General features: G+C 35.4%; 11 protein-coding genes. 2 read left to right on the top strand and 9 right to left on the bottom strand.

The features are described from left to right. Positions 1–596: 596 nt before the first annotated feature. From JOD96_RS07565 to JOD96_RS07605, 9 genes are all read right to left on the bottom strand, one after another. A complete protein-coding gene (locus JOD96_RS07565; RefSeq protein ID WP_209563675.1) occupies positions 597–2,147 on the bottom strand; it encodes an IS630 family transposase in 1,551 nt (516 codons plus the stop codon). Positions 2,148–2,663: 516 nt separating this feature from the next. Then, entirely contained in the window at positions 2,664–3,344 is a 681-nt protein-coding gene (locus tag JOD96_RS07570) for a hypothetical protein (RefSeq protein ID WP_209563676.1), read from the bottom strand. An 815-nt stretch (positions 3,345–4,159) separates the two neighbouring features. Further along, positions 4,160–4,876 (bottom strand): iron-sulfur cluster repair di-iron protein, encoded by a 717-nt coding sequence (ric, locus tag JOD96_RS07575; protein WP_209563677.1) that lies wholly within the window; start codon positions 4,874–4,876, stop codon positions 4,160–4,162. A 29-nt stretch (positions 4,877–4,905) separates the two neighbouring features. Then, entirely contained in the window at positions 4,906–6,474 is a 1,569-nt protein-coding gene (gene nadB, locus JOD96_RS07580; protein ID WP_317195273.1) for an L-aspartate oxidase, read from the bottom strand. A gap of 555 nt (positions 6,475–7,029) precedes the next feature. Next, positions 7,030–9,267 carry a nitric-oxide reductase large subunit gene (locus tag JOD96_RS07585; RefSeq protein ID WP_209563678.1) on the bottom strand — a complete coding sequence of 746 codons (2,238 nt, stop codon included), beginning with the start codon at positions 9,265–9,267 and terminating at the stop codon, positions 7,030–7,032. 38 nt (positions 9,268–9,305) lie between these two features. Then, positions 9,306–9,830: an azurin gene (azu, locus tag JOD96_RS07590; RefSeq protein WP_209563679.1), complete on the bottom strand. Its 525-nt coding sequence runs from the start codon at positions 9,828–9,830 to the stop codon at positions 9,306–9,308. A gap of 106 nt (positions 9,831–9,936) precedes the next feature. Then, positions 9,937–11,934 (bottom strand): TonB-dependent receptor, encoded by a 1,998-nt coding sequence (locus tag JOD96_RS07595; protein ID WP_245188367.1) that lies wholly within the window; start codon positions 11,932–11,934, stop codon positions 9,937–9,939. A 58-nt stretch (positions 11,935–11,992) separates the two neighbouring features. After that, positions 11,993–12,844 (bottom strand): hypothetical protein, encoded by an 852-nt coding sequence (locus tag JOD96_RS07600; protein ID WP_209563680.1) that lies wholly within the window; start codon positions 12,842–12,844, stop codon positions 11,993–11,995. Positions 12,845–12,922: 78 nt separating this feature from the next. Then, positions 12,923–13,294 (bottom strand): hypothetical protein, encoded by a 372-nt coding sequence (locus JOD96_RS07605; protein ID WP_209563681.1) that lies wholly within the window; start codon positions 13,292–13,294, stop codon positions 12,923–12,925. A 124-nt stretch (positions 13,295–13,418) separates the two neighbouring features. Between JOD96_RS07605 and JOD96_RS07610 the strand changes: the two genes are divergently transcribed. Both JOD96_RS07610 and nosZ read left to right on the top strand, forming a co-directional pair. Then, positions 13,419–13,895, top strand: a complete 477-nt coding sequence (locus tag JOD96_RS07610; protein WP_209563682.1) for a c-type cytochrome — start codon at positions 13,419–13,421, stop codon at positions 13,893–13,895. Positions 13,896–13,932: 37 nt separating this feature from the next. Further along, entirely contained in the window at positions 13,933–15,906 is a 1,974-nt protein-coding gene (gene nosZ / locus JOD96_RS07615) for a Sec-dependent nitrous-oxide reductase (protein ID WP_209563683.1), read from the top strand. Positions 15,907–15,934 lie beyond the last annotated feature (28 nt).

Genomic DNA, 15,934 nt, shown 5'->3' on the forward strand with positions numbered 1-15,934 from the left:
ACTGAAAGAGCATGTCTTTCATTGGCTTTATGAATTTTGTTTGTATGTCGTGCTGGGGATTGTTTATTTACCGCATTTACAAAATGTGGGGTGAGTTTTAAATTTAAACCGCATTTTTGCGGTGATTATATTTTTTTACCACCGCAAAGTGACTAATAAATAAATAACTTAAGGCTTTTTATTTTTAATGAAATGATATTCATTAAAAAATATGTACAAACTATATTACAATACAAAATGCTACTGCCAACAGATTAATGATCTATAACAATTTCCGAAAACTAATTGAGGCGGTAAAATCTTAATCAACAGTTTGGGTAGTAAAATCTCTGTAGGATTACCAATTAAAGGATTATCTGAACTCCAAGGGTGCCGAAGATAGCCGGTTTTTAAAAGAAGGTGAAAGATTGCGAATGCTAAAACCTAAATCATAGTTGATTTCTGAAACAGACATAGAAGTGGTGGAGGGGGAGCTGCAGATTTGAATCTTAACCGCAGAGTGGCTCTTTTGCTGAATTTTTAATTTTTCTAGATTGTTTGTGCCATGATTTTGTCACAAAACTCAAAGTACTATTTTATTTAAACGTACTTTTACATTATCTAAATCTAGGGTCTTTACAATTTTGACTGTCTTTAAAAACAGAAGGAACTATTTCTTTTCCCCATATTTTTTTTCCCGCTTTTTGTGGATGTAAAAGGAAATATTGATTCCTGCTGGTAAAATATTGAGAGATAGCCTCCTTACAGTCCTCAAGACTTTCATAATTACTATTATGAATGACGGATTTTGCCAATCCACTAAACACTGACTCAATGACGTTTAAGAACTGAGCTGAGGCTGGCAATGGTGCTAATGCAACAATTGGAGTATGATGTTCTTTTCTGTAATCATCCTGATTTATTGCATATAAAAACGTATTGAGCTCTTTTGAGGAGTGCCATGATGCAGCATCCCAGGAAAGATATAGTTTCTCTTCTGTGTTATATTGCGACAACAGCAGTTTAATCAATTTTATCATTTCGATTGTATTCTTTTTTGTGGAATAAAAATGAGTAATTTGATTTGAAGATAATTCTAATGCAGCTGTACAAATGGTAAAACCCTTACTTTTTTGTATTTGAGGAAATGTTTTTATTTCTCCTTTTTGAACTAGTGATCTGCCTCCTTTTATTTTAACTGCGAAGGGACCAAACTCATCTATAGAAAAAAACTTTTCTCTTCGTCCGAGATTTTTTAGAATATCGGTAATTTCATTCATTTTTTTTCTGAATTGTGGATCTGGGCTTGTAAGCACTTCTTTTGCTTTTCGATAAGTATAACCTTCCAATTTAAGATATTGTGATATAGTGGAAGTAGATATATTTATCCCGTATATTTTTCTGTATGTTTCGGCAAGATCGGTCAAAAACCAAGAAGTACGATTTATGCCATGCAGTTTAGGAGACTCATGAATTAGCTTTATAATATTTGTTTTTTTCTCTTTTCTAAGCTGTAATATATTAGGATTGGTTTTATGATTTTTCTTTTCAAACCCTGAAATGCCGTGTTTTTTATAGCTATTTATCCAGTCCCTGACTGTATTTCCGGACCTTTCAATTTTTTCAGCAATTTCCGCTGTAGGTCTGCTTTTATAAGATTCTGTAATTACTACAGATAGTTCCCATCGATGGCGGTCACGTGAATTTCGCCAGCTTCTAAAGGTTTTTAAGTCTTCTTCCGGTATAAAATTGACGTCCCATGCTTTATGAACAATGTGCTTATGTGTTTTGAGCCAATTGTTAAAAATAGTAATGAACTGGGAACGTTTGTAACCATCTGTATATACACTAATGTATTTATTCCATGCTGTTATTGCGCTTGAAAGCCGCTGAGGTTCTTGCTGTACCAGCTCAAAAAGAAAATTTTGCAAATCAATTGTCTTTTCGCTGATATGTGCTTCGGGTTTAAGAAGGGGAATCTTCTTATTGTTATAAAGTGCATCGCCAGGTTTAGAATGAATAACGGAGGTATAAAATCTTGCATAACGCTTAACGGTGTTCCTTGTAATATTAAGATTAGAGGCGCACTTGCTAATATTTAAATTTTTAGACTCTACCAAATGAGCAATCTTCAACTGTTTGGCTTTTGATATAGGATGACGGGACATGATTTCAAGTGTAAAATTTGACGTCAAGTATGATTGAAATTACAGGGTAAAGATGTAAGTATAGTTAATATATGGTGTCGTCAGGGTCACCTATATAAGTACTGTTAAAGTAGTGCTGGAATTATTATTAAAGATAAGGGAGATTTAATAATGTTAGTGATTGTAATGCTAAAATTTTTTTAAATTGCTTTAATTACTTATAAAGTTTCGAACCTAAAATTCTCAGAACCTTATTTTGCTGTGATTTACTTTTTCAAAACACACTGTGCCACGATTTCTATTTAATAGCGGAAAGCATTCAAATATCTAACCAATTTATTAAATATTTTTATGGAATTGTATCATGTTAATTCGTAACTCAGATCTTATTAATTGTCTTTTCATTCGGTTTTAATTTTTATTTCTTTTTGCTTTATAGCAATTAAATAGTTTCCATTTAGCACAAATTTGCCAAGGACAAGACTATATCTAAATCGAACCAAATACCTAAGTCTTGTCTAGCTGTTATCGGTAGTTTTAATTAATTTCAAAGATGTTAGATTTTTCAATATTTTTAATATCAGTCTCATATTCTTTAGAAGTAATTACTCCTTTATTTTCAAAGTAAAATTTTAAAAAAATCTTTGAAACACTAATAGGAATTGTATTTGAGGTTTTAACAGTTCGACTCAATCCGCTAAAAAGAGGCTCTAGTTGAAAGTAAGAATATTTTTTATATTTTTCATTTTCAGAAAATTTATAATACCCTTTGATTATTCTACTTGAAGTATTGTTTTTAAAATCAAATTTTACTGTTGTAAATCCATTTTTGGGATCTGTTTCTAAGTCACATTCGGAAAAGTCTTCTTCTACGTCTTTTGTTTCAATGTTTAAAGTTTTGGATTCACCAGGTATAAAATATTTAAAGCAAACATTTTCATAATAGTACGGAGAAGTTGCGTTAAAACAAATAATATTGTAATGTGCAGAGGTTTTGAGGTTATATTTCAGCTTAACACTTTTACCTGCAGGTAAATTTTTATCAATTAAATTTTCATTAAATATTTGTCCACAATAAGGGGCTTTAAGTATAGAATCATATTCAATTATATAAAAATTTGTAATTGGATTTTTAGTATTATTTTTTACAGTTATTTGACTGTGAATTTTAAAACTAATCAAAATTAAAATAGATAAAAGTATTGTTTTTTTCTTCATGTTTTGTCTTTGTTATTATAGAACTCCAGCTCTTGAAAGTGTTCTCATGAAAAGCTGTGCGAATGTCTCCTGACTTCGCACCCGCAATCTAAATCAAATATAAACAAAAAAGCTCCAGATTTCTCTGAAGCTTTATCTCTTAGTAGCGGGAACGGAACTCGAACCTGTTAGCAAATAAAATAATTAAAATAAAAGCAGCGTATAATATATTCGAACCTAAACTTCTTAGAGCCTTATTTTGCTGTGGTTTTACTTTTTCAAAATGCAATGTGCCACGATTCTGCCACAAAACTTAAAGTACTTTACTTTTAAAGTATTATATGAAAATTGCTTTGATTCAAGGGCTCTAATTTTACCTTTCAATTTGTATTTTGATAGTAACTAAAATCATTTTGCTCTGCTTCATGATCAAAATTTTATTTACTGAAGGGTAATCAATATTTTACTTTTTGCAATCCTAGTCTATTCTAAAAGCTGGACTCTTTTATTTCTGTTTGCACTATTTAACTAAGAATTGCTGGTAAATAAAACGTGGTTTATTTTGTCCCGTCAAGGGGCCCCAAAAGGACAAATTATGCACCATTTTATGGAGGATTTGAAGAGATTGGCGTACTGGAAGTAGAGGCTGTCTTTCATTGGCTTTATGAATTTGGTTTGGATGTCCAGTTGGGGATGGATGAAATTCGTATCTAATCTAATAGGAGAGTTGCGAATTCTAACTTTCAGCTTTAGTAATTGATTTAGAAGGAATACTATTTTTCAGAATAGCATGTGCAACGATTGTGTGATAAAACTAATAATTTAAAGAACTTTATCTAAGCTTTTTCAAGTGCTACGGCTTTTGGAAATAAAATATTATTCTCCAGATGAATATGCTTGTGCAGGTCATGTTCAAATTCTTTAAGCATTGCAAAAGTTACTTTATAAGTATTGCAGGTATCTGCTGGAGGGGTATAATTTTTGGTTAATGCAGCAATTTTTTTAAAGCGTTGTCCTACTGTATCATGTTCTTCTTTAATCAAAAGTATTTGATTTTCAAGAGTTCCAAAGTGTGCTATCTCTAAAAATAATCCTTTCGAATGCGCCTCATTTATTTTTTTTATAAAAGGAAAAAGGACCTGTTCTTTTTTTCTCATATTAGCAGAGAGATCTAAGGCAGATTCAGTAAATAAAGTATTAATTTCAAAGAGGTCAGGATATGTTTCACCATGAACAGTACATAGTTCATTTAATAATTTACGCAAGACGGGTGTTTTTTCAGCCACATATCGATGATGTGTTTTTTCTATATAGTCTGCCAACAGATCCGATGACCATGATTTATAGTTAAAAGATTGGTTGGCCGAATTATTTGTTGCGCGGTCAAGCTCATCAATTAGAAGAGACTCCTCAATGCCTCGTTTTTTGCAGGCTTCTTTTAAGGTACGATGACCTTTACAACAAAAATCAATGCTATATTTTGAAAAAATTGCTGCCGTCCTAAAATCATCAGCTGCGATTTCGCCAATTGTGGTTTTGTTTGTTGTTTTCATAGGAAGTTATAAAGACTTAAGGTTATTAATTAGTATGAATGTTCTTTTTCAGGTTGGCATTGTTTAATAATAATTAAGGCCGTCGTTAGCATATTTGAGAAATCAATAAATGGAATTGTAATTTCATTTCCCTCTATAAGATTTTCTGCTTCGTTTTTTAGCATTTTTATTTTTAGCATTGCTAAATGCGTGTCGTGTTCATCGCTGGCATAAAATGAAGTTATAAGTTTCTGTAGTTCTTTTTTTAAAATTAGGTACGGTTCGTAGTTATTTTTAAGATTTACGGTTGAAAATTTTGGAAGAAGGATTTTGGAAGAAAAAATAAATGCGGCAATCGTTTTATCAATGTTGTTGGATGCCTGATGAGCAAAAACCAAGGCTTCAAGAAGTGAATTAGAGGCCAATCGATTTTTTCCATGTAATCCTGTTCGGGCACATTCACCAATGGCATATAAATTTTTGATTGTAGTAGCACCATTGTGGTCTACTTTAATACCACCACACTGGTAATGAGCCGCAGGAACAATGGGAATCAGATCTTTTTCCGGATATAAACCTATTTCATTGCAATGGGCAGAAATAGAAGGGAAGTGTTTAAAAAAATTAGTTTGATCTAAATGCCTGCAATCAAGATATACGTGTTTTGTTTTAGTTTCGTGCATTTCGATACTTATAGCACGGGAAACAATATCTCGGGTAGCCAGTTCGCCTCTTAAATCATATTTAAAGAGAAATCTTTTGTGTTCTTCGTTTACAATATAGGCTCCAAATCCTCTTACAGCTTCTGAAATTAAGAATAATGGATTTTTCTTCCCGTAGGCTAATGCCGTAGGATGAAATTGCATGTATTGCATATCTTCGATTTCTACTCCCGCACGCGCCGCCATTGCAATGCCGTCTCCAGTAGCAATCGCAGGATTGGTGGTGTTTTCAAAAAGTTGTCCGCAGCCCCCTGTGCTAAGTACAATAGCCCTGGTACGGATGTATTTTATTGTGTTATTGGTTTTATCATAAAAAAATGCACCGGTGCAGTTCACTTCATTGCGCTTTGTTTCAGTATTTAATTCTATAACCTGATGATTTTCTAAAAGTTCAATATTTGCTGTTTGAGTGATAATTGAAAGGAGCTTTTTTTCAATTTCTAATCCTGAACTGTCTTTATGATGTAAAATTCTATGTTGTGAATGGCCACCTTCTAGACCTAAATCCCATTGGCCTTCCTGATTTTTATCAAATGTGGCACCAAGTGCTATCAGTTCTTCTAATCTTTCGGGAGCTTGTTCAATAACCATTTTAACAATTTCTTCATCACAAAGGCCGGCGCCAGATTTCAGCGTATCTTTTATATGCTGTTCAAAACTATCCTTCAATTGATTGGTGACTACAGCTATTCCTCCTTGCGCAAGTTGCGTATTGGTGTTGCTTGCCATATCTTTTGTCATGATACAAATAGATAAATCGGGCCGTTTTCTTGCCGTTTTAATGGCAAAAAATAGTCCTGAAATACCAGAACCTACTATTAGAATGTCAGTCTTAGGCATATTTTTAGGTTTAAGAAAGTTTAAGATTTTTACGGGTTTGTGCGTTTCACGCTTCACTGGTTAATTATTTCAATTCTCAACATTTATTTTTAAGATGTAGATCAGTTTTCCCAGTGTATTTATTTTAATAAAGATTTTTTTACTGCCTATCAGTCTTGTGTGGAAGGAGTCGGAATCAGCTTTTTATAAAACACTATTTTTAGAGGCTAGTGCAAGATTCCGACTTCTGTAACCACACTGAAAACGGTAGTAGGACCCGTTTTAATAAATTAACTAATGCCGTTTGTCAACCAATACCAAGCTGCCTGTAAAATATTAAATTCACATTCTTGATGTGCAATAATTCTAGCGGTTCTGTATTTTTTGGCAATTTCAAACATCCGGTTACTAGTAAGCCATGAACTTACATGAGAAAATCTAAAGCACTAATTGCCCTGAGTTTCTTTTTGAGATGGATCCTTTAATTTCCGTATAAGATGATATTATTTAGCAAAATTGATGATCTTTTTATTTGAAGTAACAAACAAGTTGCTAAAGTCTTTGAATTCCACCGAAGAATTATATTCGAAAGAAACTCTGGGAGACTATACTCCCAGATGTTCTGTAACTAGTTTACTTACTTTTTTTTCTAAGGGTAAGGTCAAATACAAACCAGCACAATGTCAATACGCCAAATCCGAAGATAGTATCGCCGATAGCCCTAAGCCATTTCAATGTTACCATTGCTGGCTGCTGCATTAGTTCGGCCGAACGTGCATACCACATTCCGTGCTCTATACTTTCTATAGCTTGCCAAATTCCAACTGGAAGAAGACTTAGTAATGCCATTGCGAGCAATCCGATATTGGTAGACCAGAATATGAATTTCATGGCTTTTTCATTCCATATCTCATGTCTGTACAAACTGCGCAACACAAATAGCATCAAACCAATTCCGAGCATTCCATAAACCCCAAATAAGGCAGTGTGTCCATGCAAAGGGGTTGTGTTTAAGCCTTGAACATAATATAAAGCAATAGGCGGATTAATGATAAAACCAAATACTCCGGCTCCTAAGAAATTCCAGAAAGCAACAGCAATCATAAAATAGATAGGCCATTTATAATCCTTTATCCATTGTGTTGATTTTGAAAGTTTGTAGTTATGGTAGGCTTCATAGCCAATTAAAACCAGAGGCACAATCTCCAAAGCGCTAAAGGTTGCCCCAAGAGCCATCACGGCAGTTGGCGTTCCTGCGAAATACAGATGGTGAAATGTTCCTAGTATTCCGCCAGACATAAAAATAATGGTCGAGAAAATAACATTCAGCGTTGCTGTTTTTGTTTTTAACAGGCCTAAACGAACAAATAAAAACGCAATTACTACTGTGGCAAACACTTCAAAAAATCCTTCTACCCATAGGTGTACAACCCACCATCGCCAATATTCTGCAATGGCCAGATTGGTCTGTCTTCCCCACATGAGGCCAGCTGCATAGAAAGTAGCTATAGCAGTACATGAGATTAAGAACATTATGATAAGGTTTCTTTCTCCTGTTTTTTTCTTCAATACAGGAAGTAAGGGACGAACCATTAATGCCAACCAAAGAAACAATCCTACAAGAAGGAATATTTGCCAGAATCGGCCTAAATCCACATATTCGTAACCCTGATGACCAAACCAGAAGTTTTCTACCAAATTAAGTTTCTGCATTACTCCAAACCATTGTCCTGCCATTGAGCCCAGTACAATTAAAAGTAAAGCATAAAACAAAAAGTCTACTCCAAATGTTTGAAATTTTGGATCCTTACCAGAAACAGCCGGGGCAATATATAATCCAGTAGCAAGCCAGGCTGTCGCAATCCAGAATATAGCCAGTTGAGTATGCCAGGTTCTTGTTACTGCGTAAGGTAGAATCTGATCCAGAGGAATACCAAAGAATCCGTTTCCTTCTACGCCGTAGTGTGCAGTAATAACACCCATAACAACCTGCAGTACAATTAAAAGACTTACGACCCAAAGATATTTTTTTATTCGAAACATCGAAGGTGTCATTCCTTGTTTTAATAGTGGATCCTGAACTGGTATTTCGAAATGCTCATCTTCTCCTGATCGCACATGATAAAAAATTAGAACACCGATACAAAATAACAGCAGTATGATACTAACTCCTGACCATACAAGAAGATCTTTGGTAGCCACATTTCCAACTAATTCATCAGATGGCCAGTTGTGGGTGTATGAAATTTTCTGATTTGGCCTTTCTGTTACAGTTGCCCAGGTTGCCCAAAAGAAAAAAGCATTCATTTTATGCATTCTTTCGGGATCTTTTACAGACATTTTTGGAATTGCATAATTATGGCGAAGTGTCTCAAATTTAGGATCATCCATAAACAATCCTTCGTAATACTTACTCAGATACGCAATAGCTTCAATTCTGTTTTGAGATATGGTTATGACGCCAGTATTACTGTCGTAGGTATTTTTACGAACATCATTTTGGAGCCTGATCTTCATTGTGGCCTGTTGCTCTTCTGTCAGCTCTGCAAAAGTTTTTGAATATTCCTTTTCGGATAATTTATCCAAAATAAACACTGCTTCTCTATGAAGCCAGTCTGCAGTCCAGTCTGGGGCTACATAAGCACCATGTCCCCAAATAGTACCAACTTCCTGTCCGCCCATACTTTGCCATACATTCTGCCCATCCTTAATTTCCTCAGCGGTATAGATTACCCTGTTGTTTGGCCCTACTATTTCGGTTGGAATAGGAGGTGCTTCCTGATAGATCTCATATCCGTAATATCCTAAGACAGAAAAAGAGATACTCATCACAAGCGCAAAACCTATCCAAAGTTTTTTTTCCTTGTTCATTCTAATGATTTTAGTTTTTTTTTATTAAAAAAATTGCTTTATTCTACAATTAATTTTCCTTTCATCATCGATACATGTCCGGGGAATGAGCAGATAAAGTCGTAAGTTCCTTTCTGATCTATTGTAAATTCTATAGTGTCACTTTCTCCGCCGCCAATTATTTTTGTATGGGCGATTACTTTTGCTTTTTCAGATGCAGGTATGTAATCTGTATTTTTAGCCTCTACAGCTTTAAGTGTAAAATCAGAAATATCAGTTCCAGGCTTTAAAATAACTAAATTATGTCCCATTGCGATTTTTTCCATCTTACCGACATGTTTAAGCGTAAGGGTAATTTTTCCTGCGGGAGCTCTTAATTCAGTTACAGAATATTGCATTTGATCATTGCTCTCAATCTGAAGATCATTTGTAGCGACTGGGGTTGCGATAGGATTTTCTTCGTAAGGTTCCTCAGTTGCGGGTGTTGCAACTGGTTCTATGTCTTTTGAACCTACTTTTCCGCATGAGAATAAACTGAAAATTGCAAAGGCTGCTACGAGGGTAATCTTGAAAGACTTTTTCATTGTTTTTGGTATTTAAATGTTATTGAAATTTAATACTGTAAAAGTATAGCTATCGGTTTTTTTACTTTATGATTCTAATCATAAAGGCAATTTTTTTTCTTGAAGCTTAGGGAAAACTATATGTAAGATTGATAAAAGCATTTCGTCCCATTCGTGGTATTTTGTTCCAATCTGAAAACGTAGCGTAATATTTATCAAAAATATTTTCAATACCCGCCTGCGCTTTTATTTTGTTTTGATTCCAATCAAAGCTATAGCCTGCATTGATATTAAATATCAGGTAATCGGGTGTTTTGCTTTGTCCGTATACTTTTGCGAAGTTATTTTGTGCAAGATTTCCAGAGGCAAATATTCCCGCATTGATTTTTTCTTTTTTAAACTCTACTGCTGCATTATATCGGAGCGGACTTATAAAAGGAAGGTTGTTTTCCTGATCATCTTTGCCCAGAGTGTAGGCGATCTGTGTTCTTAAATTCCAGTTTTGCAAAAAGGAGTATTCAAGATTAAAATCAGTATTAAAAATCGAAGCATAATTAAGAGCGTCGTAGATTTTTATACCTGATGCTCCAATCGTCATAGGTAGCGTGCCTGGGTCAATTTTTCCAATGATATAATCTGAAATACAAAAATACGAAGCCGTAAATTTAGACGTTAGCCTGCCGTTTTTATAACCAGAAAAAAAGTTTGCTTCGACTGCTTTTTCATTTTTCAAATTTGGATTTCCTAGATAATCATAAAAGTCATTGCTGTTATACAGATAAAAGCCATAGCCCTCCGAAATAGAAGGTGCTCGTTCGGCGTAAGCCAAACCAAATCCAAATTCAAACTTACCAGTATTCTTGGTATAATTTCCAGAAAAGCTCTTTAAGAACCGGTTTTGTGTGGTATTCAATGCAGGGTAAAAAATACGAAGGCTTTGCAGTCCAAAATCATTGGCTACTGTATTAGAATGAAAACCTAGATTAATGCTGATTCTAAGAATGGTTTCGGGAGAGATTGCAATATTATCTTCGAATGATAATCCGTTATACAGCGTTCGAACATCAGGCCAGGTGTACATAAACATCAGATTTTCGGTTGGATCAACAGGATACATTGTCATCTCGGCTACCGCCTTATTGTAAAAAGAATTCAAATCGGCTAGAAACTCATGATTTTCGTGTTTTCCTTTTATTTTAGAATAAAAACCATAGGTATCAGACCAGCCCGGCATATCCATATGGATAGGAACTGCTGGCCTTTTAGTATCATCCATTTTATGGGTAATGGTATTATAATATCCTTTTGTTTCCCAACTGGAAATAAAAATAGAATCCGCAGTGTACTTGTAACTCAATGAAAGGATTGCAGCTTCTGCCAGTGAAACATCCATTGGAAGTGCCGGATAGCCAACATTTGTTGCTTTATCATAAATTATGGAGGTTTCTAGTACATTCTTCTTATTGATAAAATAGCCAGCATTTGCCGAGATATTGTACTTGGTAAATTGGGAGAAATTAATTTCTTTTTCGTCTCCCGCTTTGTAGTTTTCGGCATCACGATGCATAAAATCAACATGCGCAAAGAAGCTGCCGCTGGTATAGCCTAAAGCGGCACCAATAATTTTTTGCTGGTTATTAGTTTCATAACCAGAGGTTAAGCTGCCATTCCATCCTTTTTTTTTCCGGTTAAATTGATTACGTTTTAAATCTATCGAACCTCCAATCGTAGCACCATGACAGCTTGATTGCTGACCGGATGCAACTGTTGCCTCAGATAAATTTGAAATCTCGACATAAGAAGTCACGGGATCCATTTTATCGGTACAGGCACCAAAAATGCGCATCCCATCAATGGTAATTACAGTACGTTCGGTCGACATATTATTAATTGTAGGTTCCCATGCATATGCACCTCTTTTAACCATATTTATTTTGGAAGACCCCATCAGATAATCTTCTATGGAGGTTAATGATTTGGGCTGTTTAAGATGTAAAGGTGTTTTTTTTCCTATCACTATGATTTCATTGAGATTTACAGCTGCAAGACTATCATTCCTTTTTTCCTGTGCCCAGCAAGCTGTCGAAAAGATAGCTAAAAGCACTGCGATTATATTTTTCATCATAAGATAATTATAAGAAAGAGACAGTCAAAACCATCTCTTTCTTGTTACTATTGGACTCCTAAAATTCAATTTCTAAAAAAAGACTACTTGTCTGATTTTCTGTTGTCACCGGCTCTCCTTTAAGTACATCATCTGAAGCATTTAAAAGTTGAAGATTAATTTTCCAATACCCAGTCATGGTCAAAGAAAGTTTTCCGTTGTAAAAGCCATCAATTGTAGATTGGGTTAAATCGGTATTGTTAGGCGAACCATGGTTTCCCATGCTCGGCATTCTCGGATCTATTTTGATTTTAAAATTGTTTGCAACTGAAAATGTCATCATATCCTGTATTTTATACACACCAATGCTTATGTCGTTTGTGGCTACTTTAGGTTTTTGGGGAGCGATATAGGCAACCAAATAACGAAAGCCATCGGTACCCATAAAAGTACTTACAGTTCGTTTTGCAGAAGCCGGAACTTTTATAGTATCAGCAGCTGTGTAAGAAAGGGTGTTTACAGTATAGGTAACTGTGAGATCCCAGTATTCAGTATCATTTTGAGCCATTTGAAAGATAATATCACCTTCATATAATGTTTGTTTGCCGGAAGTTTTTATTACTGCAGATTTTGGACAAGAATGCTTCATTGTAGCCATATGCATAAGAGGTGTCCAGTTAATTTTGGCGTCTTGAATATAGGTGCTTGTCTTTTTGTCTTTAATTCTAAGTGTGATATGGTTGTAACCCTGAAGTAAAGTACCGCTTTGAGAATAAAGCTCGATAGTATGATTGTCATTGGATATTTCCTGAATTTTTTGAAGTCCTGCAATTTCATCAATTGGAATCTGAGTGGAAGAATTATCATCTGAGGAGCAGGAGAACAGAGAAATGGACAGAATTAAAATGGCTATGTGGTTTAAGATTTTCATTTGAATATTAATTAAATTATAGATATAGGGCTTCTCTCGAATGTAAATCCGAATGAGAAGAAATTAGATAATCGAAAATTAATACTTGAAAACCGGCGGACGAAACACAAAATAAGTGTTCAGGTAGACGTAAAGATTTTTATATCCTGAGTTTATTTCTAAGATGACATTTTGGCTGTTTTGAAAATTAAAAACAGGAAAGCTTTCAAAGTATAGCAGAATAGTTTCCGTGATTTCACTTTTTTTCTCGTTCGAGGAAGGTGTTTCATTTTTTAAGGCTTTTGCCAACTCTTTCTTTAAATGGCATTTGCCGTTACAGTCCAGTTCAGGATAGTATTTATTTTCGCATAATTCTGTAGAAATATAGCGGTAGTTCAGTACGTAATCCAAGATTGGAAATACCGGTCTGAACAATACTGCAAAAAGGAATATGTAAATACAAAATTTCATTAACTGTATTTTGAAAGTACGAAGGTATCATGATCTTTTTTTTCATGTTATGATTAGGATCATACTTTATGTAATACAAGTTTTGGAATTTTGACCAAAGTTTAACAAATTAAAAACCTTAGTAATGAACAGATTATTTTTATTAACGATGTTTGGTTCTTTCTTACTTGTATCGTGCGGGAAAGAAAAATCCAATACTGATCAGGATTTTTCAACTCCTGCCGCTACAGAAAAAACAGCCGAAGCAGAATCATACGATCCTAAAAGAGGCCTCGGGAAATTTTCTACAGTTGAATTAGGCGCTTCCTTAGATAAGGCAATGGCTGAAAAAGGACTGAAGGTAGCAGAAGTAAAATGCACATCCTGTCACAAGCCTACAGATGAAAAATTAGTAGGACCTGGATGGAAAGGCGTTACAGGACGCAGAACTCCTCAATGGATTATGAATTTCATTACCAATCCTGATCCTATGATTGACAAAGATCCTGAATTGCAGGCCCAATTAGAACTCTGTATGATTCGTATGCCTAATCAGGGTCTGACCGATGATGAAGCCAGAACTATACTTGAATACATGCGCCAGATCGACGGGGTGAAATAACCAGAATAAAAAAATTAAAATTCTAAATGAGAATATCATGAAAAATAAATTATTAAAATCAATTTTTGCCATTGCCTTAGGCTGTGCCTTCTTTGTTTCCTGCAAGCCCAAGGATTCCAGCGATACTGTCGATGGTGATGCTGCCCAAAAAGTCTACGTTGCTCCGGGTAAGTATGATGAGTTCTACAATTTTGTATCTGGGGGCTTCAGCGGTCAGGTGAGTGTTTACGGACTTCCTAGCGGTAGATTGTTAAGAGTCATGCCGGTGTTCTCCGAAGATCCACAAAGTGGCTATGGTTACAGTGAAGAAACTAAAGCCATGCTGAATACTTCGCATGGTTATGTGCCATGGGATGATCAGCATCATTTAGATTTATCTCAAACCAACGGAGAAGTTGACGGGCGCTGGCTTTTTGCCAATGCCAATAATACGCCAAGAATTGCCCGTATTGACCTGAAAACTTTTAAAACGGCTGAGATAATCGAGCTTCCAAATTGTGGAGGAAACCATTCTTCTCCTTTTATCACACAAAACACAGAGTATATTGTGGGGGCAAGCCGTTTTAGCGTTCCTGCAGATAATGACGATGGCGATGTGCCAATTAATACTTATAAGAAAAACTTTAAAGGGCACCTTAGTTTTGTAAAAGTGGGTAAAGAAGGAGAGTTGGATCTTGCTTTTCAGATCGTAACTCCGGGAGTTAATTTTGATCTAAGCCATCCGGGAAAAAAAGAATCTCACGGTTGGTTCTTTTTCTCCTGTTATAACACTGAACAGGCCAATACCCTGCTTGAGGTAAACGCTTCTAAAAATGATAAGGATTTTATCATGGCCGTCAATTGGAAAAAAGCTGAAGAATATATTAAAGCCGGGAAAGGAAAACGCGTGCCGGCAAATTATGTTCATAATACCTGGGATGAGAAAACCCAAACGGCTAAATCAGAGACCAAGAAAGAAGTATTGATTCTGGATGCTGCTGAACTGAAAGATATCTGTTATATGATTCCCTGCCCTAAATCTCCACATGGTTGTGATATTGATCCAACAGGCGAATATATTGTTGGAAGTGGAAAACTGGCAGCTCTTATACCTGTATTTAGTTTTACGAAACTGAAAAATGCTATTGCCAAAAAACAATTTGATGGTAATTATGCCGGAATACCTGTCGTTAAGTATGAGGCTGCTCTTCATGGAGAAGTTCAAAAACCGGGATTAGGACCGCTTCATACCGAATTTGACGGAAAAGGGAATGCATACACTACAATGTTTGTATCTTCAGAAGTAGTAAAATGGAGCATAAAAGATTTGAAAGTTTTAGACAGAAAAGCCACCTATTATTCGCCAGGGCATTTAATGATTCCGGGAGGCAATACAGAGAAACCATTTGGAAAATATATGGTGGTTTACAATAAAATTACGAAAGACCGATTTTTGCCTACCGGGCCCGAATTAGCGCAAAGTGCACAATTATTTGATATTAGCGGAGATAAAATGAAGCTTTTATTGGATTATCCGACCATTGGAGAGCCACATTACGCGCAAGGTATACCAGCTGATAAAATACGTAATAACGGTCAGCTAAAGTATTACAAAATGGCTGATAATCTTCATCCGTACGCATCTAAAGGTGAAAAGGAAACCAAAGTGGTTCGGGAGGGTAGTAAAGTACATGTTTATATGACTTGTATCCGTTCACATTTTGCTCCGGATAACATTGAAGGTATACAAATAGGGGATGAAGTTTATTTTCACGTTACCAATTTGGAACAAGATTGGGACGTTCCTCACGGATTTGCTATAAAAGGGGCAAATACAGCAGAGCTGCTCATTATGCCAGGAGAAACGATTACACTGAAATGGGTTCCTCAGAAAAAAGGAATTTTCCCATTTTACTGCACGGATTTCTGCAGTGCACTGCATCAGGAAATGCAGGGTTATGTTAGAGTTTCACCTGCAGGAAGTAATGTTCCAATTACCTACAGTTTGGGCACTAATTTACCAAAGGAATAACTAATAACCAGTGAAGGGGACAAAGTTT

This window comes from Flavobacterium sp. 1355 (genome assembly GCF_017833415.1).
In the GTDB taxonomy this organism is placed as follows: Bacteria; Bacteroidota; Bacteroidia; order Flavobacteriales; family Flavobacteriaceae; genus Flavobacterium.

Excerpts from the sequence above, each read along its gene's own strand:
- JOD96_RS07565 (WP_209563675.1), bottom strand. The coding sequence starts at position 2,147 with ATGTCCCGTCATCCTATATCAAAAGCCAAACAGTTGAAGATTGCTCAT.
- JOD96_RS07570 (WP_209563676.1), bottom strand. The coding sequence starts at position 3,344 with ATGAAGAAAAAAACAATACTTTTATCTATTTTAATTTTGATTAGTTTT.
- ric (WP_209563677.1), bottom strand. The coding sequence starts at position 4,876 with ATGAAAACAACAAACAAAACCACAATTGGCGAAATCGCAGCTGATGAT.
- JOD96_RS07585 (WP_209563678.1), bottom strand. The coding sequence starts at position 9,267 with ATGAACAAGGAAAAAAAACTTTGGATAGGTTTTGCGCTTGTGATGAGT.
- azu (WP_209563679.1), bottom strand. The coding sequence starts at position 9,830 with ATGAAAAAGTCTTTCAAGATTACCCTCGTAGCAGCCTTTGCAATTTTC.
- JOD96_RS07595 (WP_245188367.1), bottom strand. The coding sequence starts at position 11,934 with ATGATGAAAAATATAATCGCAGTGCTTTTAGCTATCTTTTCGACAGCT.
- JOD96_RS07600 (WP_209563680.1), bottom strand. The coding sequence starts at position 12,844 with ATGAAAATCTTAAACCACATAGCCATTTTAATTCTGTCCATTTCTCTG.
- JOD96_RS07605 (WP_209563681.1), bottom strand. The coding sequence starts at position 13,294 with ATGAAATTTTGTATTTACATATTCCTTTTTGCAGTATTGTTCAGACCG.
- JOD96_RS07610 (WP_209563682.1), top strand. The coding sequence starts at position 13,419 with ATGAACAGATTATTTTTATTAACGATGTTTGGTTCTTTCTTACTTGTA.
- nosZ (WP_209563683.1), top strand. The coding sequence starts at position 13,933 with ATGAAAAATAAATTATTAAAATCAATTTTTGCCATTGCCTTAGGCTGT.